22 protein-coding genes and 1 tRNA gene are annotated in these 24,942 nt (G+C 62.6%); 16 read left to right on the forward strand and 7 right to left on the reverse strand.

From position 1 onward, the window contains the following. Positions 1–32: 32 nt before the first annotated feature. Genes KIT02_RS06670 through KIT02_RS06685 form a run of 4 tightly spaced genes read left to right on the forward strand, consistent with a single transcriptional unit; the run spans position 33 to position 2,333 of the window. Entirely contained in the window at positions 33–200 is a 168-nt protein-coding gene (locus tag KIT02_RS06670) for a hypothetical protein (protein WP_198874866.1), read from the forward strand. Then, positions 197–676 carry a copper chaperone PCu(A)C gene (locus KIT02_RS06675; protein ID WP_198874867.1) on the forward strand — a complete coding sequence of 160 codons (480 nt, stop codon included), beginning with the start codon at positions 197–199 and terminating at the stop codon, positions 674–676. The genes KIT02_RS06670 and KIT02_RS06675 overlap by 4 nt, the downstream gene beginning before the upstream one ends. After that, positions 673–1,266, forward strand: coding sequence for an SCO family protein (locus KIT02_RS06680; RefSeq protein ID WP_198874868.1), 594 nt, complete (start codon positions 673–675; stop codon positions 1,264–1,266). The genes KIT02_RS06675 and KIT02_RS06680 overlap by 4 nt, the downstream gene beginning before the upstream one ends. Then, positions 1,263–2,333, forward strand: a complete 1,071-nt coding sequence (locus KIT02_RS06685; RefSeq protein ID WP_297583926.1) for an NAD(P)/FAD-dependent oxidoreductase — start codon at positions 1,263–1,265, stop codon at positions 2,331–2,333. Before KIT02_RS06680 ends, KIT02_RS06685 begins: the two co-directional genes overlap by 4 nt. Positions 2,334–2,642: 309 nt before the next feature. Here the strand turns inward: KIT02_RS06685 and KIT02_RS06690 are convergent, their stop codons facing one another. Next, entirely contained in the window at positions 2,643–3,266 is a 624-nt protein-coding gene (locus tag KIT02_RS06690) for a transglutaminase-like cysteine peptidase (RefSeq protein WP_236020629.1), read from the reverse strand. Positions 3,267–3,510: 244 nt separating this feature from the next. On the opposite strand from KIT02_RS06690, the gene KIT02_RS06695 reads away from it, so the two are divergent. From KIT02_RS06695 to KIT02_RS06710, 4 genes are all read left to right on the forward strand, one after another. Beyond that, positions 3,511–3,858, forward strand: coding sequence for a hypothetical protein (locus KIT02_RS06695; RefSeq protein ID WP_198874870.1), 348 nt, complete (start codon positions 3,511–3,513; stop codon positions 3,856–3,858). Positions 3,859–3,987: 129 nt separating this feature from the next. Further along, on the forward strand, positions 3,988–5,235 hold the full coding sequence (locus KIT02_RS06700; protein ID WP_198874871.1) for a L,D-transpeptidase family protein: 1,248 nt from the start codon (positions 3,988–3,990) through the stop codon (positions 5,233–5,235). 13 nt (positions 5,236–5,248) lie between these two features. Further along, the gene (locus KIT02_RS06705; protein WP_297583933.1) at positions 5,249–6,943 is read left to right on the forward strand and encodes a penicillin-binding protein 2; all 1,695 of its coding nucleotides are present in this window, start codon (positions 5,249–5,251) and stop codon (positions 6,941–6,943) included. Positions 6,944–6,984: 41 nt separating this feature from the next. Then, the gene (locus KIT02_RS06710; RefSeq protein ID WP_198874873.1) at positions 6,985–7,914 is read left to right on the forward strand and encodes a cation diffusion facilitator family transporter; all 930 of its coding nucleotides are present in this window, start codon (positions 6,985–6,987) and stop codon (positions 7,912–7,914) included. Positions 7,915–7,918: 4 nt separating this feature from the next. On the opposite strand, the gene KIT02_RS06715 is transcribed toward KIT02_RS06710, so the two are convergent. Together KIT02_RS06715 and KIT02_RS06720 are read right to left on the reverse strand one after the other, a co-directional pair. After that, positions 7,919–9,103, reverse strand: coding sequence for a ZIP family metal transporter (locus KIT02_RS06715; protein WP_297583936.1), 1,185 nt, complete (start codon positions 9,101–9,103; stop codon positions 7,919–7,921). Position 9,104: 1 nt separating this feature from the next. Beyond that, positions 9,105–10,241: a multicopper oxidase domain-containing protein gene (locus KIT02_RS06720; RefSeq protein WP_198874875.1), complete on the reverse strand. Its 1,137-nt coding sequence runs from the start codon at positions 10,239–10,241 to the stop codon at positions 9,105–9,107. A gap of 81 nt (positions 10,242–10,322) precedes the next feature. Between KIT02_RS06720 and KIT02_RS06725 the strand changes: the two genes are divergently transcribed. The 3 genes from KIT02_RS06725 (at position 10,323) to KIT02_RS06735 (ending at position 12,545) form a co-directional block, all read left to right on the forward strand. Beyond that, on the forward strand, positions 10,323–10,982 hold the full coding sequence (locus KIT02_RS06725) for a hypothetical protein (protein ID WP_297583939.1): 660 nt from the start codon (positions 10,323–10,325) through the stop codon (positions 10,980–10,982). A 112-nt stretch (positions 10,983–11,094) separates the two neighbouring features. Beyond that, a complete protein-coding gene (locus KIT02_RS06730; RefSeq protein WP_297583941.1) occupies positions 11,095–12,132 on the forward strand; it encodes a DNA cytosine methyltransferase in 1,038 nt (345 codons plus the stop codon). Beyond that, a complete protein-coding gene (locus tag KIT02_RS06735; protein ID WP_297583943.1) occupies positions 12,129–12,545 on the forward strand; it encodes a very short patch repair endonuclease in 417 nt (138 codons plus the stop codon). Before KIT02_RS06730 ends, KIT02_RS06735 begins: the two co-directional genes overlap by 4 nt. Positions 12,546–12,739: 194 nt before the next feature. Here KIT02_RS06735 and KIT02_RS06740 read toward each other — a convergent pair whose 3' ends face one another. Next, positions 12,740–13,474: a hypothetical protein gene (locus KIT02_RS06740; protein ID WP_198874878.1), complete on the reverse strand. Its 735-nt coding sequence runs from the start codon at positions 13,472–13,474 to the stop codon at positions 12,740–12,742. Positions 13,475–13,737: 263 nt separating this feature from the next. On the opposite strand from KIT02_RS06740, the gene KIT02_RS06745 reads away from it, so the two are divergent. Next, positions 13,738–16,698, forward strand: coding sequence for an ATP-binding protein (locus KIT02_RS06745; protein WP_198874879.1), 2,961 nt, complete (start codon positions 13,738–13,740; stop codon positions 16,696–16,698). 15 nt (positions 16,699–16,713) lie between these two features. Beyond that, the gene (locus KIT02_RS06750) at positions 16,714–18,480 is read left to right on the forward strand and encodes a response regulator receiver domain (protein WP_198874880.1); all 1,767 of its coding nucleotides are present in this window, start codon (positions 16,714–16,716) and stop codon (positions 18,478–18,480) included. Positions 18,481–18,554: 74 nt separating this feature from the next. Here the strand turns inward: KIT02_RS06750 and KIT02_RS06755 are convergent, their stop codons facing one another. Further along, entirely contained in the window at positions 18,555–20,189 is a 1,635-nt protein-coding gene (locus KIT02_RS06755; RefSeq protein ID WP_297583948.1) for a hypothetical protein, read from the reverse strand. 223 nt (positions 20,190–20,412) lie between these two features. Here KIT02_RS06755 and KIT02_RS06760 point away from each other — a divergent pair, with 223 nt between their 5' ends. Further along, entirely contained in the window at positions 20,413–21,306 is an 894-nt protein-coding gene (locus tag KIT02_RS06760; RefSeq protein WP_297583950.1) for a hypothetical protein, read from the forward strand. A 142-nt stretch (positions 21,307–21,448) separates the two neighbouring features. On the opposite strand, the gene KIT02_RS06765 is transcribed toward KIT02_RS06760, so the two are convergent. Next, on the reverse strand, positions 21,449–22,210 hold the full coding sequence (locus KIT02_RS06765; RefSeq protein ID WP_297583951.1) for a hypothetical protein: 762 nt from the start codon (positions 22,208–22,210) through the stop codon (positions 21,449–21,451). A 259-nt stretch (positions 22,211–22,469) separates the two neighbouring features. Then, positions 22,470–22,545: transfer RNA gene (locus KIT02_RS06770), tRNA-Ile, on the reverse strand. A gap of 217 nt (positions 22,546–22,762) precedes the next feature. On the opposite strand from KIT02_RS06770, the gene KIT02_RS06775 reads away from it, so the two are divergent. Further along, positions 22,763–23,518 carry an IclR family transcriptional regulator C-terminal domain-containing protein gene (locus KIT02_RS06775; protein WP_297583953.1) on the forward strand — a complete coding sequence of 252 codons (756 nt, stop codon included), beginning with the start codon at positions 22,763–22,765 and terminating at the stop codon, positions 23,516–23,518. 357 nt (positions 23,519–23,875) lie between these two features. Further along, positions 23,876–24,892 (forward strand): substrate-binding domain-containing protein, encoded by a 1,017-nt coding sequence (locus tag KIT02_RS06780; RefSeq protein WP_297583954.1) that lies wholly within the window; start codon positions 23,876–23,878, stop codon positions 24,890–24,892. The last annotated feature ends 50 nt before the right edge of the window (positions 24,893–24,942 follow it).

The raw sequence follows: 24,942 nt of genomic DNA on the forward strand, positions 1-24,942 counted from the left end.
ACTTCGCGACGCATTCAAATCCGGCGGGCACCATGCAGACTAAGCCGCCACTGGTCCTCCGCATCTTCCAATGGACGCTATGGCTCCTGATGCTCGCGCTGTTCGCCTATGCGTTCCTGCCGGGCATCCTCTTTCGACTTACGGGCGGCCACGACGCGCCAGTCGTCACGCCGCCGGCCACCGAACAGGTATCGCAATGAAAAGACTTCTCCTGATCGCCATCGCGGCGTTCGCCATCACTCCCGGGGCCATTGCCCATGATTTCGATGCCGGGGCGATCTACATCGATCACCCAATGATCGAGGAGGCGCCACCGAGCGCCCGCGTGCTCGGCGGCTACGTGTCGCTGTACAATCAAGGCGACGAGGACGATCGACTGATCGGGATCGAGAGCACCGCCGCCGAGAAGGTCGAACTGCATCGGTCGGTGGTGACCGACGGTATCGCCCGTATGCAGCCTCTGACCGATGGCATCGAACTGCCCGCCGGCGAGATGGTCTGGCTCGGCTCGGACGGCACGCATGCCATGTTCATCGGCCCCGACAAGCGCTATGTTGTCGGCGATGAGCTGCCGGCCATTCTCGTCTTCGAGAAGGCGGGGCGGGTCGAGGTCACCTTCAGGATAGAAGAGCGCTCGACCACCCGAGCGCCCGGCCACGGGGAACACGCCCAGTGAGCTCCCTGCGTCTCCTCCGTATTGTCCTGTGGTCTCTCGTCGTGGTGGCGGGAGCTGGGTTGGCCTATGTCTATTTCGTCCCGCGCACTGCATCGACGGACGCCGGCCAGACCGTCTATGCGACGGCGTTCACGCTGGTGGACCAGGACGGCGAGGAGGTCACCGAAGCCGACTTCCTCGGCAAGCCATCGGCCTGGTTCTACGGCTTCACCCAGTGTCCCGACGTCTGCCCGACCACATTGTCGGAAATGTCGGCGCTGCTGGAAGCGCTCGGACCGGACGCCGACCGACTGCAGGTCGTCTTCGTGAGCGTCGATCCCGAACGCGACGACGTGGCGACCATGAAGGACTACGTCGACTATTTCGACGACCGCATCGTCGGCCTGACCGGGACCGTCGCGGACGTATCGAGCATGGCCAAGGCCCGCTACATCTTCTTCGAGAGGGTTCCGCTCGAAGGCGGTGACTACACGATGGAGCACAGCGCCAGCGTCCATCTCGCCGATGCCGACGGTGCCTTCTTCGGCACGCTGGATGGCGAGGAACCGTTCGAGACGCGCCTCCAAAAGCTGCGGCGCCTCATCCAATGAAGCGGCTCGACGTCGTCGTCATCGGTGCCGGCCAGGCGGGCCTTGCGACAGGACGGTTGCTCGCCGATGCCGGCCTGGATTTCGCTATCTTCGATGCCGGGGATCGCACAGGCGATTCCTGGAGACGGCGATATGAGGGGCTGACGCTGTTCACCCCGCGCGTTTATAGCGGCCTGGGCGGGATGGCAATGGCCGGCGAGCCGACCGGATATCCCGACAAGGACGAGTTCGCCGACTATCTCGAAGCCTATGCCGCACGCTTCCGCCTGCCCGTAGAGCACCGAGCCGTGGTCGCCTCGATCACCCGGGATAGCGGGGGCCGATTTATCGTCTCGGGTTCCGGTTTCGACACCATCGCCGCCGATGCGGTCGTCATGGCGACCGGCGCGTTCCGTGACCCGATCGTCCCCTCCTGGGCCGCGGCGCTCCCGTCCGAGGTAGCGGCAATGCCTGCCGAGGAATTCGGCGACGGCAGCCATCTGCCGCCGGGGCCGCTCCTGGTCGTCGGCGACGGCGCCAGCGGGCGCGATATCGCCGTGCTGGCGAGACCGAAGCGCGAAGTCGTTCTCGCCACCGGGCGACCGAGACGGCTCCTGCCCGAACGCCTGTTGGGGAAGAGCCTCTGGTGGTGGCTGGACGTCACCGGCCTGGTGCGAGCGCCGACGCGATCCCTGCGCGGAAGGGCGATGCGGCGGAGCGATCCGTTCCCCAACAGGGGGCGGCGGGCGCTGAGCGATCTCGCTGCCGAGGGCATCCGGATCAAGCCGCGCGCAACGGGCGTTGCCGCTGGCATGGTTGGCTTCGCGGACGGGTCCGCGGTACGGCCAGCCGCCGTCGTGTGGGCGATCGGCTATAAAGCGGACTGGTCCCTCATCGACGTCGAGAACGTGCTGGACGGGAACGGCGTCGTGCGGCACGACGACGGCATATCTCCCGTAGAGGGTCTCTATTTCGTCGGGCTGCCCTGGCAGAGGAACCGGGCCTCGGGGCTGGTGATGGGGGTCAGCGCGGACGCCGCCGTCATCGTCGATCACCTGCTGCGAAGACACCTGGCTCGACACCGCTGAGCGAATGGTGCGGCGGATGCATGGGCATCCACGAGGCGAGCATGAAGACCGTCATCACCCCCAGCACGAGCAGGACCACATCGAAAATACGCAAGACGCACCGCCGGAATTGAACGCCCCATGCTGACCTCCGCCTCGTCGTTCCGCAACGACGGCGACTTCAAAGCCCCGTGAAGCCGCGGACAAGTATCGTCGCCGCCGGTTCGAGGCTGCCATAGGACACCGTTGTCACCGCGCAAGCCGACAGGGGTCGATGCGAGAAGCGCAGGCAGCATCGCCGGCAGCGAAACAGGCTTCGCTCGCCCTAGCCTAGTAGCCCGCCGTCACCGTCGTCGCGCCATTCCGTCCGCCGAGGATGTCGACCCATTGGGCGGCATGGGCCTGGCTCTGACGCTTCAGATAGGTATAGGGCGTATCGGTCCACAGCTTGATCTCGGCCGCTTGGTTGTCGAGGACGAAATCGCCCCGGTCGGTCCGAACCATCAATACCGCATGACCAGCCCCGTTGGGCTGGGTCACCACTGTCAACAGCAAGGTGGACGGGGCCCAGTTGCGTTCGATTAGCGCGGCTCGCTTGGCCAGCGCATAGTCCTCGCAATCGCCGTACCCGTCGGTGGGATAGGTCCAGAATTCCTCGACGCCGTAGAAATCCTGGTCGCTGATGGGCTTGATCGCGACATTGTAGTGGTAGTTGACCTCCACCAGGTCGCGCCAGAGCGCTTCATCGAGCGCAACGCTCCGGACCATGTCGGTGGATTGGCATTCGGAAGGCCGACGCTGGCAGAATTCGGCATGGCCGAAGGGAATCGACGTCCGGTCGCCTATCGAGGCGAAGGCGGAGTGGCCTTCGTTCGCGGCTGCCGGTGCGGCAACGCTCAACGACAAAACTATCGCGACAAGTGCCAATAGAATGGTGCCAGCAGCTTTCATCATCACGATCTCCCTGATGGAGACCACGATGGGCGTCGCGAATTGCCCTGATCGAAAAACTACGAAGCAATTTTGAATCGAGTTTTAGTCGGCCGCCTAACGGACTGTTAGCCATGCCATCGGCGCGCCCGGCTCGCTCTCGGGAACACCGTGCTCCGGCTCGGGCGATATCGTCATGCACCGACGTCCATTCCCCAATATCGCCGGATTTAACCGTACGATAAGGATGATCCGCTGATATGACCTCGTGCGTCCGCTGGGTGAAGATGTGTTGGATTTAGGCCGCAGGGTGCTGCCCGCTCTCATCGCGATCTTGGCGCTGGTGATCGCATTGCACCAGCCGGTTGCGCTCGAGTCCGGAACCGGCGTCGCGAACGCGGTCGCGGTCGCGCACACGTCAGCGCCCGAAATCGGCTCCGGCACGGAGCCCCTCCATTCCACCCCGTGCTGCTCCGTGGTGGCGTTCCTGCCCACAACTGCCTTCGAACAGATCCTCTGGGACGGTTCCGCCCAGGTCGCCCATGGCAATACCCGGGATGCCGCCGACCTGCCGAAGCCTCCGTCCAAGCCTTTCCGGCCTCCGCGCATCGCCTGAGCGCCAGCCGTGAACCGAAGGAGCCGAGCGGCTCCGCGGCCTCGCGGATGAACGAGCGAGCAATCGACGATTGCGGCCATCGAGCGCCCATTCGTCGCCCATTCGGACCGGAATCCATTGGACCGCACCATGAAACGCAGAGACTTCATTCGACTCTTTCCCCTGGGAATGGCGGCGACCTTGCCGTTCGCCTCCCCGACCTACGCCCAATCGCTCTGGAGCATGATGAACCGCGACCGCTCCCTCACGGACGCGGACCGCGAAGCCAACAGCGCCGCGGCGCTACAGGCCATCGACACGGTGGAGCCTATCCTCTCCTACGACACCGCCAACAACCTGCAGATGGCGATCGCCCAATACGAACCATTCGTGCTGGCCGGCGGCTGGGAACAGGTGCCGCAGGAGACCTACGGCGTCACCATGGGCGTCTCCCGCGACGGGGTGATCCAGCTCAAGCGTCGCTTGCTCTCATCCGCCGACATGGCGATGGTGGACAATGTCGATGAGGTCTTCGACGCGCCAACCGATGCCGCCCTGCGGCGGTTTCAGGCTCGTCACGGCTTGCGCGTGAGCGGGGAGGTCGACGAGGCAACCTGGTATGCTCTCAACGTCCCCGCGGAAACGCGTCTGCACCAGTTGCGCCTCAATCTGCTACGGGTGCAGAACATGGCGGCCCGTCTCGCCGACCGCTATGTCGTGGTCAACATCCCCGCCGCCTTCATCGAGATCGTCGAGGGCGGCATGGTCTCCCGCCGCCACACCGCCGTGGTGGGGCGCATCGACCGGCAAACGCCGATCCTCAAGAGCCGCATCCACCAGATCAACTTCAATCCGTTCTGGAACGTCCCGGTCTCGATCATCCGGAACGATCTCATAAAATACATGAACGAGAACCCGAACTACCTCACCGAGCAGGGCATCCGCATCTACGACGGCGACGGGCGGGAACTGCAGCCGACCGACATCGACTGGCAGACCGAGCAGGCGGTCAACTACCGCTTCCGGCAGGACCCAGGACCGCTCAACGCCATGGGCAATGTCAGGATCAATTTCCACAACCCGCATTCCGTGTTCCTGCACGACACGCCGACCAAAGGCCTGTTCGGCGACAATGCCCGCTTCCTGTCCTCCGGCTGCGTCCGCGTCGACCAGGTGCAAGATTTCGTGGCCTGGGTCCTGCGCGACAACGGCGACTGGGGGCCCACGGAAATAGCGGATGTCTTCACCAACGGTGCTCGGACCGACGTGGATGTCCGCAATCCGGTCGAGATCCATACGACCTATATCTCGGCCTGGGCCAACAGGCAGGGCATCGTCAGCTTTCGGGACGACGTCTACGAATTCGACATGGCGGGCAAGGTCACGTTCGAGAGTTGATGGAGCCACGACCATGGCAATGGCCGAGACCATCGCGCTCGACGGCGCCCGCAAGCAGCGCGGCGACCTCACGCGGTCGCGCATCCGCTGGATGATCCTGGGCGTCGTGCTCGGCTTCGTCCTGGTCGGCGGGCGGCTGGTGCAGCTCGGTATGGTCGAGACCGACCAGACCATCGAGGGCCAGACGCGTGACGCCATCACCGCCACCAGACCGCCGATCCTCGACCGCAACGGCCTGGAGATGGCGGTCGATATCCGCGTGCCCTCGCTCTACGCCGAGCCGCGCCGCATCGTCGACGTGGAGGAGGCGGTTGAGAAATTGCGGACCGTCCTGCCCGATCTCGACGAGTCCTGGCTGCGCAACCGGCTGACCGGCGAGCAGGGTTTCGTCTGGGTAAAGCGGGAGTTAACGCCGGCCATCGAGCAGCAGGTCATGCGGCTGGGCATTCCCGGCATCGACTTCATCACCGAATCCAAGCGGTTCTACCCCGGAATGCGGGAGGCCTCGCACATCCTTGGCTCCACCAATGTGGACAACCAGGGAATCTCCGGCATCGAGCGCTATATGGATACCGAATCCGTGGCGCTGCTGCAGGAGCTCGGGTTGGCGCGCGGCAATGCGCTGACGCCAGTGGAGCTGAGCGTGGACATGCGCGTCCAGCACGTCATGTATGCCCAGTTGACCGATGCCATGACCCGCTATCAGGCCATTGCCACAGCAGGCGTCATGATGGACATCCGTACCGGCGAGGTCGTGGCATTGGCCTCGCTGCCGGATTTCGACCCGAACGAGCCGTCGACCGCTCTGGTCAAGGATACCTTCAACCGCGTCACCTCGGGCATTTTCGAGGTCGGCTCGATTTTCAAGACAATCACCCTGGCCGGTTCTCTCGACGCGGGTGCCGTGTCAATGACCGACACGTTCGACGCCCGCTTCGGGGTCCGCTTCGGTCGCTACACCATCAGCGACTTCCGCGGCAAGAACAGGATCCTCAGCCTGCCTGAAGTGTTCAAATACTCATCCAACATCGGCACGATCCGCGTCATGCAGGCCATGGGCGCGGACAATTTCCGCGCGTTCCTGACCACCATCGGCCTCGACCGGCGCGTGCCCTTCGAATTGCCGGAGATGCGGCTGCCGTCGGTCAAGTCCTCCTTCGCGGAGGTCGAGGCGGCGACGGCCTCGTTCGGCCACGGCCTCTCGGTCTCTATGCTGCACATGGCCGCTGCCTATTCGGCCATAGCCAATGGCGGCAACTACATCGCGCCGACCCTGTACAAGCGCGAGATGGCCGATGCGGAAGCCGTGTATCAGCGCGTCCTGGCGCCCGAGACGAGCGCCGCCATGCGCTACCTCCTGCGCCTCAACGCCTTGGAGGGGTCGGGGACGCAGATGAACCGGGAGACCCTCGGTTACCGGACCGGCGGGAAGACGGGAACGGCGGAAAAGGTGGTGGACGGCGCCTATTCCTCGAGCAAGGTCACGAACTTCTTCGCCTCGGTCTTCCCCATGGACGCGCCGCGCTACGCCATGGTGATCATGGTGGACGAACCCAAGGCCGAGAACCCGCAATCGGGAACCACCGCCGGGTGGAACGCCGGCGCGGTCAGCGGGAGGATAATCCAGCGCGTGGCGCCGATGCTCGGCGTGGCACCGGATTTCTCGGAGGCACTGGACAGGGATCTTGTACCGGTCACCTTGAGATAGAGACGAGCAGGCAGCAACGATCCGAAAGGAACAGGTCGAAAATGGCGGGAAACGAAGCGGCCACTGGCCACGGGAACGACGACGGGCACGATCACGGCCAGACGGTGACGGCTGACAACGAGAGGCGCATCCGTTTCGTCTTCATCTTCACGGCAGGCTACGCGGCGGTGCAGGCCGTCGGCGGGTGGTTCTCGGGATCGCTAGCCCTGATCGCGGATTCCGGCCACATGGTCTCGGACGCCGCCGCTCTGCTCCTGGCGCTCATCGCCTATCGCGTGGCGCGCCGTCCCGTGGACAGCACGCGCACCTACGGCTTCCATCGCGTGCGGGTGCTGGCGGCCCTGGCCAACGGCGCCTCACTCCTCCTCCTCGTCGCCTGGATAACCTGGGAGGCGATCAACCGCATCAACGATCCGCACGAAGTGCTGGCGGGGCCGATGCTGGTCGTCGCCGTCATCGGCTTGATCGTCAACCTCGCGGGCGCCTGGATTCTCTCACACGGAACGAAAGGTGATAGCAACCTCAAGGGCGCCTTCCTTCACGTCATCGGCGATCTCCTAGGCTCGGTGGGCGCCATCGCCGCGGCCATCGGCATCATGCTGACCGGCTGGACGCTGCTCGATCCGATCCTGTCCGTCCTGGTGGCCATCCTGGTCGTCCGCTCGGCCTGGACGCTGGTCAAGGAATCCATACGCGTCCTGCTGCAGGCCGTGCCCCGCGGGCTGGATGCGCGCAGGGCGGAAGCGGAAATGGCGGAACTGCCCGAGATCGACAAAGCCGGGCATTTCCACGCCTGGACCCTCACCGACGAGACGGTGGTCGCGACCGTTCACGTCGTGCCCGCGGACGGGATAGATCCTCTGACCCTGCCCACCCTGGTGTCGGGATGGCTAAAGTCCCGGTACGACATCGATCACGTCACCGTCCAGGTCGACCCGCGCGGCACTGTCTGGGAGGCGGACACGATTTGAGTAGCTAGATCTTGATCACCGCCGCGGTCACATACATGAATGCCAGGCCGATCAAGAAGCCCGACAGCACCGGGGCCGAGAGCCAGGATTGTCCCTCCCGTTCGGCCCGGCGCAGGAAATAGCTCGTTACCTCGACGATGACCTGCAGGATGGCGCCGGCCCCGATACCCAGGGCGAGCGCCGACCATTGCGGGCCGTAGGCAAGGCTGCCCAACCACATGCCGAAGACCGCTGGCAGGCCCGCGACCAGGGTCAGGGCGCCGAAGGTCCAGAGCGGCGGGCGCCTGTCGACCATGGGGGCGGCGATGCCGATGCCTTCGGTGACATTGTGGATGGCGAAGCCGAGAACGAGGAAGGTGCCGAGGCCCGCGGAGCCGGCGGTGAAGGCGGCGCCGATCGCCAGCCCCTCGCCGAAATTGTGCAGACCGATGCCGAAGGCGATGTAGAAGGCGAGGGCCAGGCCTTCCGGCTGCCCGGATCGACGCCCGATCCCCATCAGGATCAGGAAGGTGGACAGGGCCGCGAGGATAACCATGGCCTGTCCCTGGAACAGGGCGGCTGATTGCAGTGAGAGTTCCAGCGCCTCGAACGTCATGTCGACCAGGAGGAAAGCGAGCAGGCCCACCGTCAGCGCGAGCAGGAATCCCATGCCCAAACTACCCATCCCGCGCAGCGCCGGATAGAACATGAGCCCGATGGCCACCGGCAGGATGCCCACGATTGCCCCCACGATCGCCTGCTGGGTGAGCTGGCCTTGCGTGGCCACCGGCGTCGGCACGGCCACTGGGATCTCGTGCTCGAAGGTGGCACCGGTATTGGTGACGAGATTGATCCGATGTGCCTCTCCGAGCACCCACGGATACGGAACCTGCAACCAGGCCGTGCTGCCGCGCGCCAGCGGCCCGGGCGGGTCCATGGTAAAGGTCCAATAGGCGTTGTCTATCTGGACTTGGGCGATCGTCATCGGTTCGGAGCCGCCCGCGCGGATGAAGGTCTTGATGCCGCCGCTGTCGAGGACGACGCGCTCGAAGGCGATCGCCTCGACCGGCGGAGCACCGTTGTTGAAGCTGCGCAGGGGATCGACCGAAGCGATCCAAGCCACCGCAACCGCGAGTACCAGCAGCGGCGCGAGCAGCCAGGCGAAGCGGCGCCATCCGGCGGTCGGCGCACCAGGGGACGTGTCGGTCATCTCAGGCCTCCACCACATCGAACATGCCCATCCAGCCCAGTTCCGTGAACTCGGCCTGATGGGCGTGGAACATGTATGGACCGGCTTCGTGCTCGGCATAGCTGAACTCGAGGATGCCCCGTTGCGCCTGGCACTGCATGATGAGGTCCACCGTGCGCAGCGTCGGCGTCAGGGTCGTACCGGTATCGAAATAGTCGAAGAAATTGGCGTGCAGGTGAAACGAGTTGATCGGGTCAAACTCGGTGACGTTGACGAGATAGATGCGTACCGGTCGCGACTTCTCGATGCGGATCGGCTGCTGCGCGAAGGCATGGGCGACGGTGTTGACAGCGTAGAACTCGTTCGCGTTGTCGAAATTGGTGTCGAAGGCGTTCATCACCATCACCAGTTCCTGCCAGCGTGCGTTCTCCGGCGTGCCGTAAAGGCGCGATCGCGCGGCATCGGCGAATTCGGGATGCAGCTCCGGGTCGGGATCGATGACGAAGGCGCCGTACATGCCCTTGTGCATGTGCCGCTTCAGCGGCAGGGCATGGCAATGGTAGAGATGGCAGCCGAACGGCCTGGCGTCGAACTCATAGATGAATTCCTCGCCCGGATTGATGAGGCCGGCTCCCGGCACGCCGTCCATGCGCCAGGAATGAATGCCGTGGAAATGCATGGAATGAGGATGGGACCCGTAGTTGCGGAAGACGATCCGCAACCGCTCGCCCTCCTTGGCTCTCAGGGCGGGGCCGGGCACGCGACCGTTGAAGGTCCAGGCCGGAAACGTCACGCCGGGGGCAATCTCGATGTCCTTGTCGATGGCCTCCACCTCGAAGGTGCGCAAGACCCTGCCATCCTCCATGAGCGACACCGTCCCGAAATCCCAATCGGTGAGCATGGCCGTGGGGTCGAAGCCGTTGGCCGCCGCATCCACTCGCCCCACGGTGATCATCTGCCCATGACCACCTTCGTGAATGGACGGAGCCGAGTAAGGGTTCACAGCGCTGGGGGCATCGTCTTGCATCGCCGCCATGTCATGCCCGGGCATGGATTGAGCCGCGGCGACGCCGGCAAATGCCGCAGTGCCGCCGGCAGCCGCGATGCCGGCGATGAGGCTGCGCCGCGAAACCTTCTCTGTTTCATGCTGGGTTGTCATGGGTCGCCCTTGTTGCGAACGGTTCGCAATAAGACGCTCGAACGATAGTTTTTGCAAGTAGGAATTATTTGCAACTTTGGAATGCCGCGTCGCTCGGGTGCGTCCAAAGGCGGCTGCCTCACTCGGGTGACGTCGAAATCCCATCGCGAGATGTCGAAATGCCATCAGCTGATGGCGAATGGCGATCGGCTGATGGTGAAATGTCTTCTGAAGATGTCGAAATGCCATCAGATGATTTCGAAATCCCATCCGAAGATGGCGAAATGCCATCAGCCGGTGGCGAAATCCCGTCATCGTCAACAGTTTCTTCAAGCGTCCGTGCCAGCCTGGGAGCCAGGAGGCACGATGGCGACCAGACCCAAGCTAGAACCCGATGTCACGCTGGGGGAGCTGCTGCTCTTGGCGCGGTTGGCGGAATTGCTCTACGACGATGGCAAGGCGGCGCCGGCAGGAGCCTACGGCTCTGAGACGGGAGTCTCGAAAACCCGTATCAGGAATGCCTTGTTGCGCATCGAGAGCGCTCTGGGCATTGTAGAAATGCAGGGCGCCGGTCGCCGGACCCAGAAGCCGAACGCATTCGGAAGAAACATCGGCAGTGCCGCGCGGCTCGTCGAGCGCCTCATCTATGTAGCCCGCCAGCACGCCACGGATCAGGACAAACTGCATCTAGCCATCCGTACCGCCGAACAAGGGCTCGAACGGCAATGGCGAGCCGGTGATTTCGACAAGGCCGCGTCGTGATGGACGGTTGCGGACACAAGGCCATTCGTCCGGCGAGCTCGCGTCGACCTGCCATCGTCGCGCCGGCTTGCCAGTCGTTCCGTTGTGCTATACTCCCGCGCCCGAGGTGAGTATGCCAACTGCGGTCGATATCTTCTGCGGGTCGGGCGGGGTGACGCAGGGTTTGCGCAGCGCCCGATGGCGCGTATTGGCTGCTTGCGACAACGATCCCGTGGCCGCCGCCACGTATCGTGCCAATCACGCCCGCACTAAGTTGGTCGACGGCGATATCCGGCTGGATGACACCATCGATCGCATCGCGTCCGCCGTGCGTGGGCGAACCGTCGATCTGCTCGTCATCTGTGCCCCCTGCCAGCCGTTCAGCAGCCAGAACCGGCATCGCGGCGACGACGAGCGCGAACAGCTCATCGTCAGGGCTCTGGCGGTCGCGGAACGGCTGAAGCCTGCCATGGTGTTCTTCGAGAACGTCCCTGGGTTGGCGACGCCGACCTATGCATCCATCGTGGCGCAGGTGAGGACGAAACTCGATGAACTGGGTTATGTCGTCTCCGATCCGCTCCTGAGGGATGCGGCGGATTTCGGGGTGCCCCAGCGGCGACGCCGTTGCATCATGCTGGCGGCCAGAACCCGGGACGCCGTCGATACGTTCGTCTCCCTGGACATGACGATGCCGAGAAAGACCGTATTCCGTGCCATAGCGGATCTCGAAAGACTGGAATCAGGACAGGCCAGTGCCGAGGATGCGCTGCACAGGGCCCGCACTCATCAATCGATAGCGGTCGAGCGCCTCAGGCACATTCCCGCGGACGGTGGTAGTCGATCCAGCCTTCCCGCTCATCTCGAGCTCCGTTGCCATGTCGGCAAGCCCAGGTCGTTCTCCGACGTGTACGGTCGCATGGCCTGGCAGGACGTCGCGCCAACGCTGACCACGGGATGCACGGACATCACGCGCGGTCGTTTCGCCCATCCCGAGCAACATCGCGCCATCACCCTGCGCGAGGCCGCGCGCCTACAAAGCTTTCCCAACGATTACGAATTCAGGGGGAATGACAGCGACATCGCAAGGCAGATCGGCAACGCCGTGCCGCCGGAGATGATCAAGGCATTCGTTCCGGCCTTCAGGGCGGCCCTGAAGGCCTCGCAGCGTTGACGATCGAACCACCGCCGCCGGCGAACGCCGGCGTCTCGGCTCGGATGCGGCGGCAGCGCACGAGCGATACGCAGGTCGAGCTGGCGGTGCGAAAGGCCCTGTTCTCCTCGGACGTGCGCTACCGCAAGCACTACCCGGTGCCGGGTCGCCCGCGCCGATCGATTGACATAGCCTTTCCCAGGAAGCGGATCGCCGTATTCGTCGACGGCTGCTTCTGGCATGGATGCGCCCTGCACAAGACGATCCCCAGGTCCAACGATGGCTGGTGGGCAGCCAAGTTGGAGCAGAACAAACAACGGGACACGGAAACTACAGCGCTTCTGACTGAGCAGGGCTGGCGGGTCCTGAGGTTCTGGGAGCACGACCGGCTCGAAGACGTCGTCCAAGCGATCCTGAACGAATTGGCGCGATGACTTGCAGCACGGAGCCACGTTAGGCGCCCAACGATCTACCTTAGCCTGACCGGGCTCGAATGACCCTCGCTGTTGCCCAATGCCCGGCGTGATCCCTGTTCTCATGCTCTCATGTGATGACGGCAGGACTATCCCGACTATCATGCGGCCCCTGGATTTTGAGAAGATCCCGCCCCGGCAGGGCGATGGGGGCGTTACGCGCGGGAAAGACAATCCGCCACCATCCACCGCAACGCCGCAGGCGCTCCCCTCAGAACCACCTCAATATTGGCTTGGGCATCGGATGAGTTCCTGAATTCCCCGCTCCCGACGGCGAGCTGGTATCTGTCGGATGGCGTCATCAACACCATCAGCGGTCCTCTCCTCGCGTAAAGCTCGAATTGATTGTTGAAGCGCGCCGATGTGCACCAACGAGTCCCCATTCCCCACCAGCGGGCCGCCGCCTGGCTCTTGAGACGGACCAGCTTCCAGTGTTCGTCGTCGAACAGCAGTTCACTCTCTGCATATGCCTGGTCGCGTTCCGCCTTCCTCAGGCTCCTCGCACCGAGCACTGTGAGGCGGTTTTCGGCGCAAAGCAGTTCGTCGACCGTCTCGAGACGGTTGATATCGCGCATCTCCATAGGAAGATGCGGACGCACATCGTGGAAATGCCGCAAGCCCGAGGATAATCGGTCCATCTCGGCCATGCCGCAACAGGTTCGCAGACCGTAGTCGGTCCACCAGCGTCGGCGCCAGGCCGAAAGCCACGTGAAGTATTTGCCTTGCGGAGTCGGATCGCATCCGCAGATCAACGTGAAGACGCGCTGCTCCCGCTCGATGCTGAGATACGGGTCGAGCCGTTCGATGCCGGCGCGACGCCAAGCGTGCTGCAGGTGGGAATTCAGGACGGCGTCAACTCGTCGTAGGCTCGGTGCTCGGGACATGCCCAAGCCTGGTCTTCGTTGACGCCGAGGTCGATCCGAATTTTTTGCGGATCCCCGGATTTCCTCCGCTGGACGAGTTCGCTGAAAGGCAACAGCAACCCGGCGACAATGATCGCGCCCATTGGAGTAATAAGTTGTGTAAGAATTTTCAGCTTAGTTTAGGGTACAAAAGGATATGGGCCGAATAAGAAAACAATGACGCAGGCGAGGGATAGAGGCGCAGCCCCGGGGCGAGTGTTCTCCAACATACTTTTCGGAGCGTCCGCATAATGGCACGCATCAAGGTTCGCGCCAGGGCGGTCGACATGCTGGGGCGCCAGCAGATCGCGGGCATTCCAACAGCGGTCCACGAGCTCTTCAAGAACGCCCACGACGCCTATGCCGACAACGTTCGGGTCGACTATTTTCGCGCGGACGAACTCTTCATCCTCCGCGACGACGGCATCGGCATGACGCTGGAGGATTTCGAGGGTCGGTGGCTGACCCTCGGCACCGAGAGCAAGGTCGGTGCGAACGACCCGGGTAAGCAGCCGTGGACCGGACCTCGCAATGCGACCGCGCGCGCCATTACCGGCGAGAAAGGTATCGGACGGCTGGCGATCGCCGCTATCGGACCCCAAGTGCTGGTGCTCACGCGCTCCGTTCGTCCCAGCGGTTTGGGATCACTTGTCGTCAGCCTCATACAATGGGGCCTATTCGAAATCCCGGGATTGGACCTCGAGGCCATCGAAGTGCCGGTCGTCGAGCTGGAGGGTGGGAAACTGCCGGATCTCGGCGTGGTGACGGGCCTTGCCGACCGCATCCGCGCCAACATCTGGCAATTGGGCGATCGAATACCCGGTGACATAGGAAAGCGGTTGTTGTCGGAACTCGACATGGCCGACTTCGACCCGGGCTCCGTCTACGCTCAGATCGACGGACCGACACTGGCCGGCGACGACTTCGGCACGCACTTCTTCATCCGTCCGACGAACCCGGTGCTGGCGGACGACATAGAGCAATCCGACGACGCCGGCTCGGAGGCCACTCCGTTGGAGAAGATGCTCCTCGGCTTCGGCAACACCATGATGCCGCAAGGCGGCGAGCCACCGATATCCGCGCAATTCTGGGATCATCGCGAGGACGGGGTCAGCCGCGACCTCATCGGCGGGTCGGCGTTCTTCACGCCCGCCGAGTTCGACTCCGCCGACCACCACATCGACGGCGAGTTCGACGAATTCGGCCAATTCACCGGCACCGTGTCGGTGTACGGCCAGCCGGCACGGCAGCACACCATCGTATGGCCGGACTCCACAGGACGTCCGACCGAGTGCGGCCCGTTCCGCCTCCGTTTCGCTTATCTACAAGGATCGCTGAAGGACTCGCGGGTTCCACCGGACGAATGGGCTCGGCTGAGCGGCAAGCTCAACAAGATCGGTGGCCTGTACGTGTACAGGGACAACATAAGAATATTGCCCTACGGCAACTCCGACTTCGATTTCGTCGGTATCGAACGGCGGCGCACGAAGTCGGCGCAGGATTGGTTCTTCTCGTACCGGCGCATTTTCGGCGCCGTCGAACTCACCCATTCGCGAAACAGCAATCTGGTCGAGAAGGCGGGACGCGAAGGCTTCAGAGCGAACCGTGCCTATCGGGAGATGACCAGTATGCTGGAAAATTTCTTCGAGCGGCTCGCCATCGACTTCTTCCGCCCCACTTCGCAGTTCGGGTCCGAATTCAACTCGATCAAGGCGGAGATCAACCAGGAGGCCAAGCTGCTGGCCAAGAGGGCGACCAAGACAAAGGAACGCCAGGCGGAATTCAAGACCGAACTCGATACCTTCTTCACATCCATCGAGAAGGGCGACCCTACCCGGGAAGCCGAGCGCATCCGCGCGATGACGGAAGAGCGCCTATCGGCAGTGGCGACGATCAAAAGTCCCGAAGCAGCCGCCGACGCGCTCATCAACGCCGAGGCGGATGCGAGGCGCGCCGTCGCAGCGCTCGAAAAGTCCATCACAGTGGTCAAACCGCGCGCGCTCGGGATGAACAAGTCGCTGACCTCGGATTGGAACGCGTATCAGCAGAATTCCGAGCGGATCAGACGGGAAGTGGTCATGCCTCTGCTCGTGCAGGTCGAGGAGAGGATCAGCGAGGTTGCGGCTGTCAACGAGATCGACGTCGATCGGCGTCGTCGGCTCATCACATCGTTGGAGCAGCGTCGATCGTCGACCGAGAACGAGGCCACCCGTCTCCGTCGCCAAGTCCTCGAACGTACGACGGGTCTGTCGCAGCAGGTCGACACAATGGCGAGAAAGGCCCTGGAGCGCATGGCATCCGGGTTCGACCTGATTTTCGCCGAAGTCGGTCGGACCGATATCTCCGACATGTCGGAGTCGGATTTGACCCATCTACAGCGGGGATGGGAGAATCGGGCGGACGTTATCGCCAAGGATGCCCGGGACCTGCTCGAAGCACTCGGCGAACAACTGGTGTCACTCACAGGGGCGGTCGCGGAAGGCGGAACCCTCGACGCGACGACCGCCGCATTGGAAAGTCGTGCCGATGCCTTGGAAGAGCAGTTGGACATGTACTCGGAGTTGGCACAATCCGGCATGGCGATCGGGATCGTCCAGCATGAATTCGCCAATACGGTGAAACGAATCCGCACGGCCATCGCCCAGTTGCAACCCTGGGCGTATGGAACGTCCGAAATCCGTGAGATACGGGACGACCTGAGCGATGGCTTCGATCATCTCGATAGTTACCTCACCTTGTTCACGCCCTTGAGTCGGAGACTACACAGGAAGCCCGTGGAACTCTCGGGCGAGGAGATACGGAACTATCTTTTCGAGGTGTTCAACGACCGGCTCCGCCGCCACGACATCAAGTTGGTGGCCACGCCGGCGTTCCGCAGCAAGGTGATACTGGCTTTGCCTCCCATCATCCTGCCAAGCTTCGTGAACATCGTGGACAACGCCATCCACTGGATCACGACCGTGCCGGGCGGGGAACGCGAAATCCTTCTCGATGCGGACGAGGATCTATTTCTCATCTCCAACAGCGGCCCCGGCATCCCGTTGCGCATCGCGGACCGCATCTTCGAATTCGGCGCTACGGAGAAGATAGGCGGACGGGGAATGGGGCTGTTCATCGCGCGTCAGGCGCTGCGCTCGAACGGCCTGGACCTAACATTGCAGGCAGCGGGCGAGAACGTCAGACCGCAGTTCGCGATCGGTCCAAGGGAATAATCGGGGGAGTACAAGATGGCTCAGGCCGCCAACGCGTTTCAGGACTATCGGTTGTCGGGGGTGCGACGGTTCCTGCAGACTGCCGTCGTCATCGACAACGAGGCGGAGATGCGAGCCGTCCCGGCACCGTCGACCGAGCCGAAGGTCGCAGTGCGCAAGCCTGCCGGCGTGCTGAAACAAGAACCGGCCTCCGCTGCGGCGCAGCCCGAGTCGGATGAGGTACCCGCCGTCGAGCCCGTGCCCGAAGCCGGGAAACAAAATGCCCCCCTGCACAGCGCAGCAGGCAGCTTGAATGCCAAGCTCCTGACCGATGCCTTCTCGGAGAGGGAGATCATCTGCGGGCTTTATAGGCCGGAGCCCGGCGAGAACATGGTGTCGTTGGCGACGAACGCAGCCAAGCACGCCGACGTGGTGGTCGTGGACTGGCTGCTGGAGAACAATTCCTCGGTGAAGGCCGTGGAGATCATCATCGCGATACTCAAGGACGACATCTCGGGCAATGGCAGGCTACGCCTGCTGTCCGTCTACACGTCCCAGAACGGCGTCTCCGTGATCGCGAAGGAACTGTTCGATCAGATCGTCGCCGTCCCGGAGCTGGCCGACAAATTTACCCTGTCGGGGGTGGCGATCGTCGGCGCCAACGTCCGCATCTGTGTGCTGAGTAAACCCCAGTCGATCGGGGATGACGACGTCGAGAAGGTGAGCGAACAGGACCTGCCCGAACGCCTTCTCAAGGAGTTCGTGCACCTCTCCGCCGGTCTGCTGACCAGTTTCGCCTTGCACTCCATCTCCGCCGTGAGACGATCCGCCCACCACGTCGTGGCGGTGTTCGGCGAGGAACTGGACGGCGCCTATCTGGCCCACCGGTCGACACTAGTCGATCCCGACGAGGCCGTGGAGTTCGCGATCAACCTGCTCCTGGGCGAGCTGCAGAATGCGATAGCGGTCGATGAGCGGCTTGACGGCCAGATCGGTTCGGACGTTCTGAATTCATGGGTGGACGTCAAGAGCGTCTCCCATAAGTTCGTGAAGGGCGGCGCCGAGGCCTCGCCGGAAATCGTCAAGGAGTTCGTTGTCGGTGGATTCGCCAAGCTGAAGGCGACCAAGGACAAGCTGACAAAAGCGGACGGCACCGCCGCCGAAGGTGGTCTCGGCGGACACAACGTCGGGGAAGTATTCTACGCAAGCGCCGCGGACGCATGGCAGAGGCAGATCGAGTTCGCAAGGCTGAGCGCCTTCAAGCGAGAGGCTTACGGGCGAACCCGGTTGCCGCAAGGTTGGCTCCCTACGTTGACGCTCGGGTCCGTCCTCAAGGTTAGAGGCCCGAAGAACGAGGCCGAGAAGCCGAACTACGATGATCTGGGCGCCAACTATCTGGTGTGTATGCAGCCGAGATGCGACAGCGTGCGCCTTGCGGGAGCGACGGGCTTCCCGTTCCAGACAGGGGAGGCAGCAACGAAGGAGTTCAACCTGGTGGTGAAGGAACGGGATCTGTCGGCAGGAACCCCGCTGATCATCAGCGGGAAGCCCGGCAGCACCCAGGTCGTCAAGTTCGAAGCCGATCCTGACGCGAAATCCGTGAGGGCGAAGAAGGACGGCGACGATTTCATCTTCACCGACAGCAAGGGGCGGGAGTATTTCTGGCTCGGCGACATCAAGGACATGAAGGCCCAGCACGACGCCAGCGCTCTGGCCGCAAGCGTACATCGGGTAGGGCTGGTGGAACTCGAATTCCTTCGCCTCGCCGCAGCGAAGGAGATCAAGGTCCCGCAAGCCAAGTGAGAGGACACAAATGTCGCCGAAGCACGACTGGTCCGTACCTGATATCTCTCGGGCGCGGAATTGCCCTCGGTACCTCAACTCACCCTGACTTCGACGGACAGACCGGGAAAACGGTATTCGTTGACGACTGTTTTCCAGTGCCTCGCAGCCGGGCGATCCGCTCTCCGAACAAGGGCCGCGAGGAAGTTATCGTCGCGGTTCTCGGACACCGTCCTCGCGAGCCGCGGCCAACTCGTCCAGATGGCGCGGCGGTCGAAGGTTCGCGTCGCCACGAAATCGGCGACGTGGCGCGTGAGGACCATCAGCGATACGGGGCGGTCGCTGCCGTGCGCGAGATGGAGCGCCTTACAGACATCTGCGGAGTTCCTGCCTGCGATCCAACGGTGAACGCGCTCAACCCATTCGTTGGCCTTCACGAGATTGGTGCGGCGACTTTCGCGTTCCGCCAATGATCGCCCGTATATGTCCGGCCATTTCAATTGGATGAGACAGAGTTCCCCCGTTTTCCTGTCTACGACCGCGGCGTCCACGTCGGTCAGATCGGACCCGTCATCCTTCTGCAGATTGAACCCGTGCCCAGGCACGAAGTATCGCTCGGAGCCCAACTCCTCGGCCAGATCCGTCCTGAACACCGCCTCGCGGGCATTCAACGACCTGTCCCAGTCACGACGATGCAAATGACGGAGCTGACCGGTCATGCCGGCAATCGGGTTCATCAGCGCCCCGAACATCGGCAGCAGAACGAAGTCGCGCCCGAAGTCGATATAGTACGGTATGGGAATCTCATGATTCCGGTCGAGACGCGCCGCCGCGTCCGCATCCAGCCCGAGCAGATCCAGCACTTGGCGACCCTTGGTCCCTCCGCCCCAAAGTTCATGGATATCCTCCTTCCGGGAGAAGACGGTGAGAAGATTTCTCAGGTTCAGCCGGGGCTGCTGCGACTTCAGCTTGGTTGCGCAGGCGATATGATGAAGCACCTTCCCGTATGCCTCGACCGATACACCGTTCCATTCATCGAAACTGCGGCCTCCGATCATGGATGCTGGGGGTAGGCTATCCAACTCGGCGGTGCCCGCGGCGAATACTTCCGCAAGGTCGCGATGGTACCCAAACGTTTCGTCGTCGGGGTCGTAGGCTATGGACCAGCCTCCCGCAGCAGTGGTGTAGCTGCCGATTCGTCGTCCGATGATCTCCTTCTTCGCCACCAGACCGCTCTCCAGCTTAGCGAGCCGCAGGCGTTGCTGCGCGCCTAGCCAGCCCCCTTCGGCTCGCTCCCCGGCCTCCGGTCCGTCGTCCTCGACTTCGATGACGAGTTTGTCGGGGGACGGGAAACTGATTTCCGCTAGTCCGTAGCGTTCGAGCGAGGCCAACCGATGCACCACCGAGAACTTGCCGCATTCGATCAGGTGATCGTCGGCAAGGCGGGCGAGTCGGGAATCCGACGGCGCCCATGGGACGCCCCCCGGGTCATCACGGAGCAGCGTCAACAGTGGTGCCAGAGCGGTGCTCGCCCCCAACATCATTAGGTTTCGGGCGGTATCCTGTTCCAGCAATTCCGCCCCGTTGGGCGCCACATGAAATGCGAAAGCCGTTTCATCTAGGGAGCGAACCAGTTCGAGCAAGAGCTGGCGCTCTAGGCCAGCCCAGGCGCGTCCGACACCAGCCAGGTAGTCGCTGCGGATTTTTTCGATGCGGGTGACGGCTTCCAACAGCTATCCTCGTCTCGTGCGGCAACGTCGAAACACCGATTGCAGCTCCTTGGGGCCGTCAGTCGTCCGCCAGCGGTCAAAATTCGGCATTCCAAAATGCCCAATAGAACCTCAGCTTCCATCGACACTGCGATCGCAAGACAGGACGCGATGACCGCCACTTGATAAGGTGGGGTTTTCGCCACCCACTATGCATGACCACATCTGCGCCGCGGAGGAAATATTGTCTAGCATTGCCCGGGCATGGATCATGTTCGCCCCAGACCGGTGGGGACAGATAGACAAGTTCCACAAGTTCTGGTCGCCGACGTACGAATTCGCCAGCCGCGATCAACGCGCATTGACCGGCGTTCGCGCGCATTTCGACAAGGCGATAAGGCTTGTTCGTCTTGCTGAGCGGCTGAGACCTAATCTCAGACGCGACATAGATCAGCTCAACAAGAACGGTTTCACCCCGGCAGAACATGCCCGGGAGTTGGCCACGATAATAGAAGCCGCGATCCTAGAGCTCTATTCATCTATCGACTGCACCGTGAAGGTCCTCCGCGCAGTTTATGGCCCAGGGACGAAAGGATTCCAGGATTCGACCCGCAAGACTTTCCAGAAGCCACATCGAATGCAAGGAACGTTCCCGGATGAACTAAAGGCCCAACTCGTTGGCGCTACGTGGTATGGGCGATTGCAGCGGCTGCGGGACGATCTCACCCATCTCGACACCGGGCATGTGCATCTCGATGAAGGGTCGGATGTGGTGCGGTATAGCCACTACGGAATGAAGGAGGGGGCGGCCCCACTCACGATCCCCAACGTGTTCGCATGGTTCTTCGAACTTTTCGAGCAGGTGAACAGCTTTCTGGGAGCAATTTTCCACCACTTGAACGCAACTCTAAAGGACGAACCGGTCTTCCAGATGTGCGGTATGGTGGATGGTCGCGTGCTGCATCGCTATGTCAGCCCCGTAGGAAATCTGACATTCGATAGCGGCTCTTGCGGTGCCTGGATCTGGTTCGAGCGTCCAGAGAATCCTAGCTGCCCGTTCAAGGATCAGTGCGGCGCGTACAGCAGGAAAGCACCACCGCAGGGTTGGGAAACAGATGCGACGGCCTTGGACTCCTGAACCAGAACGCGCCGAGTGGAATTCCAGACTGTTGAGCATCGTGTTCCGCGACGCCGGTGGGAACGGAGCGCTAAGTGAAGTCGGCGATCAATGAAACCCTGGCGCGGATTTCCTGCTGCACTTGGCCGCCGCTAGGCGACCATCACCTACCTAGGATCGAGAAGTTGCAGTTGCCCCATAGCGCTTCCGCCCTCTCACGTTGGAGTTTACGGTTTTCCTCCAGGTCGAAATTGGTGCCGGTTATCCAGAGGTAGAGGTCTTCCATCACTTGGGTCGTGATTGCGAGCAGCTCTTTTTCATCCCCGTACTTCATCGGCGCCACGGTCGTCTTGTCCTCGGCGCGCGTTCTCTCCAAGGCGTGGGCCAAGTCCCTGTCGCGAAGATTGCGAACCGAACCCACCAAGTCGGACTCAAGCGTGTCAGGTACCGATTTCCGCAGGGAGGTCAGCACCGCAAGGGCCTTGCCGGCTTCTTCCTGTCGCATCTTGGCATTGTAGTTGGCGAACTCGGTTCGAGACGAGGACTCCGATGCGGTCCGATCCGGCCAGAAATTTCGCACATCGGCCACCAGTCTTTCTACAACGTCGTCGCGGTCGATCAGCGCATGAACCGTTGGAATGCTGTTGTGGGCCAGAGTGTAGTCCGGCTTGTCCCAAAGGGCGCATAGCTGGACGATCTCGAATCCATGCATCGCTCTCTGAAAGACGTTGAAGGCATGTCCGGCGGTGGATGGGGGGATTTGGCCGGAGAGCAATGGAGAATAGACGATCAAGGCGTTGCTCTCCGCCAACGCCAACAGGCCGCTGATCCGGGCCACGACTTGTTTGATCTTGAGCTTTGCCTTTTCCGCTCGCTCGTCTGTGGACATGCGCTCTAAAACATCTGGTAAGGTGGGGCGAGGCATCTGACGTTCCGATTGAGGTGGCGCCGGTCAATCCCAGCCCAAACCACGCTCTCAATTATTAAATTGATGTGCCGTTGGTCCGCCTCAAGGTCATTAGCAGACAAATGGCAGCGTCCCTAGGCGAGATCAGGCCGGAAACGCTGACACTTCACCGATTCCGGCCTCTTGGGCGCTGCGACTCAAAAATTCTGGTCGTCCATTGTTTTTCTTGCGAAAAATCGACTCAGGTATTTCTGGTCGCGTCATGAGAAGGGGAAATTGGTGGGCCCACCAGGACTCGAACCTGGAACCAGACCGTTATGAGCGGTCGGCTCTAACCATTGAGCTATAGGCCCCCGCCCGCCTCATAGCAGGGTCAGGGGCGGTGGCAAAGACCTTTGCGCTTGCGTTCTACCCCTCCACCTTCGCAGCGCCGGCGGCCTGGCCTTGGCATCAGCTATACGGCGGACAGCCGGGCGCGGGATCGTGGGCATAAGCCGGCCGCTTGCCCTTCTACCCGGATGAACGAGGGGCTAATCTGTTCGTAAGGCGAACGGAGTGCGGGAAACGAACATGCGGGACGGCGACATCATCCATGGCCTGATCCGTGGCCTTTCGGTCATCGAGTGTTTCGATGAAGAACATGCGCGCATGTCGATTACTGATGTTGCCCTGCGTACCGGGCTCGAACGCGCCACGGCGCGGCGTTGCCTGTTGACCCTTACTCATCTTGGCTACGCCACATATGACGGCAAGTTCTTCCAGTTGACGCCCCGGGTGCTGAAGCTGGGACATTCCTACCTGGCCGGCACGCCCCTGCCCCGGCTGATCCAGCCGTTCCTCGAACAATTGTCGGCGGCCACCAGTGAAAGCACTTCGGCCGCCGTCCTCGACGGCACAGACATCCTCTATGTCGCCCGCGCCTCGACCCGCCGCGTCATGTCGATCAACCTGGCGCCCGGCGCGCGCCTGCCGGCCTATTGCACGTCGATGGGCCGAACCCTGCTGGCGGCGCTGCCGAGCGAGGAAGCCCATGCAATCCTGCAGCGATCCAACCTCATCGCCTATACCAGTCACACGCGATCCAGCATGACCGATCTGCTGACGGAGCTGGCCGTAGTCGCCGCACAGGGGTTTGCGGTGATCGACCAGGAACTCGAACTGGGGCTGTGCTCCATCGCCGTACCGCTGCACAATGCATCCGGCCATGTCGTCGGTGCCCTCAATATCGGCGCCCAATCGGCCCGCTCGCCGACATCGCGCATGATCGCGCAATTCCTGCCGCTCATGCGAAAAGTGCAGGCCGAGGTCCGGCCGCTGCTGCGCTAGGATTCCATCGAAACACCCCTCACCCCGACCCTCTTCCCGGAGGTGGAGGAGGCAATGGAGCTAGTGGCTCAATTGGCCGTCGACGCTGCTCATCGCCGCGCTGTGGGCTCCTGCGGGGCCTGTTGGCCCGAGTCTGCGGGCCGCATTGCAGTTTTTTGACAGCGGCTGCGGGCAGGCACAGGCTCCGCGCCAATGTTGTCGAACTTAGCGTTTCATTACAGTACCTTAGCCTGTCACAAACCAGTCATTGAACTGCAATAAAACCGTCGTCGGGCGCTCCTATGGTCTGCCACGTCTCAGGGCGGCCCAAGGAAATGGCTGGCCATGTTTGCAAATGAATTCCGAAAGGGAACTTCCATGAAGACCGCACTCTACGCCAGTGCCGCTGTCATCGCTCTCGCTGCGTTCGGCACCAATGCCGCCTTTGCCCAGTCGCGCGACACCATCCAGATTGCCGGCTCGTCCACCGTGCTGCCCTTCGCCTCCATCGTGGCCGAAGAATTCGGCGCCACCTTCCCCGAATTCAAGACCCCGGTCGTCGGCTCCGGCGGCACCGGCGGCGGTTTCCGCCAGTTCTGCGAAGGCGTGGGCGACAACACCATCGACATCGCCAATGCGTCCCGCCCGATGCGCGACAGCGAACGCGAGGCCTGCACGGCCAATGGCGTGACCGACATCCGTGAAATCCAGTTCGGCTTCGACGGCATCGTCTTCGCCTCCTCGGCTGCCGGCGCCGACTTTGCCCTGACCCCGGTCCAGGTATTCAAGGCCATTGCCGCCAAGGTGCCGGTCGACGGCGAACTCGTCGACAACCCCTATACCTCCTGGGACCAGATCGACCCCGCCCTTCCGGCCCAGCCGATCGCCCTGGCCATTCCCGGCTCCAACCACGGCACCCGCGAAGTGTTCCAGGAACGCGTCGTGACCCCGGGCGCCGAAGCCGCCGAACTGCCCGAAGGCCTCTCGGACGAAGAAATCGAAGCCGTTGAAACCACCTTCCGTCAGGACGTCGTGGTGGAAATCGCCGGTGACTACACCGAGACCCTGGCTCGCCTCACCGCCGATCCCAACACCGTTGGCGTGTTTGGTCTGTCGTTCTACGACCAGAACAAGGACACCCTCAAGGTCGCGACCGTCGATGGCATCACCCCGTCGCTCGACACCGTTGCCTCGGGTGAATACCCGGTCAGCCGCCCGCTGTTCTTCTACGTCAAGGGCGAGCACCTCGGCGTCATCCCCGGCCTGGCCGAATACACCGAGTACTTCCTGTCGGAAGGCGTTTCGGGCACCGGCGGTATCCTCGAAGCCGCCGGCCTGATCCCGCAGCCGGCCGAGAAGTCCGCCGAAGTGCTGGCCGCCTTCCAGGCCCAGTAATCAAACGTCCGGCGGGCCACCCAGCGGTGGCCCGCCTCTTTCCTGGCCGA

The organism is Devosia sp., assembly GCF_025809055.1.
Classification (GTDB): Bacteria; Pseudomonadota; Alphaproteobacteria; order Rhizobiales; family Devosiaceae; genus Devosia.

Coding starts and splice junctions, on each gene's coding strand:
- KIT02_RS06765 (WP_297583951.1), bottom strand. CDS start 22,210: ATGCCTCGCCCCACCTTACCAGATGTTTTAGAGCGCATGTCCACAGAC.
- KIT02_RS06745 (WP_198874879.1), top strand. CDS start 13,738: ATGGCACGCATCAAGGTTCGCGCCAGGGCGGTCGACATGCTGGGGCGC.
- KIT02_RS06780 (WP_297583954.1), top strand. CDS start 23,876: ATGAAGACCGCACTCTACGCCAGTGCCGCTGTCATCGCTCTCGCTGCG.
- KIT02_RS06750 (WP_198874880.1), top strand. CDS start 16,714: ATGGCTCAGGCCGCCAACGCGTTTCAGGACTATCGGTTGTCGGGGGTG.
- KIT02_RS06670 (WP_198874866.1), top strand. CDS start 33: ATGCAGACTAAGCCGCCACTGGTCCTCCGCATCTTCCAATGGACGCTA.
- KIT02_RS06725 (WP_297583939.1), top strand. CDS start 10,323: ATGCCGCGTCGCTCGGGTGCGTCCAAAGGCGGCTGCCTCACTCGGGTG.
- KIT02_RS06720 (WP_198874875.1), bottom strand. CDS start 10,241: ATGACAACCCAGCATGAAACAGAGAAGGTTTCGCGGCGCAGCCTCATC.
- KIT02_RS06775 (WP_297583953.1), top strand. CDS start 22,763: ATGCGGGACGGCGACATCATCCATGGCCTGATCCGTGGCCTTTCGGTC.
- KIT02_RS06710 (WP_198874873.1), top strand. CDS start 6,985: ATGGCGGGAAACGAAGCGGCCACTGGCCACGGGAACGACGACGGGCAC.
- KIT02_RS06715 (WP_297583936.1), bottom strand. CDS start 9,103: ATGACCGACACGTCCCCTGGTGCGCCGACCGCCGGATGGCGCCGCTTC.
- KIT02_RS06675 (WP_198874867.1), top strand. CDS start 197: ATGAAAAGACTTCTCCTGATCGCCATCGCGGCGTTCGCCATCACTCCC.
- KIT02_RS06700 (WP_198874871.1), top strand. CDS start 3,988: ATGAAACGCAGAGACTTCATTCGACTCTTTCCCCTGGGAATGGCGGCG.
- KIT02_RS06685 (WP_297583926.1), top strand. CDS start 1,263: ATGAAGCGGCTCGACGTCGTCGTCATCGGTGCCGGCCAGGCGGGCCTT.
- KIT02_RS06690 (WP_236020629.1), bottom strand. CDS start 3,266: ATGATGAAAGCTGCTGGCACCATTCTATTGGCACTTGTCGCGATAGTT.
- KIT02_RS06705 (WP_297583933.1), top strand. CDS start 5,249: ATGGCAATGGCCGAGACCATCGCGCTCGACGGCGCCCGCAAGCAGCGC.
- KIT02_RS06730 (WP_297583941.1), top strand. CDS start 11,095: ATGCCAACTGCGGTCGATATCTTCTGCGGGTCGGGCGGGGTGACGCAG.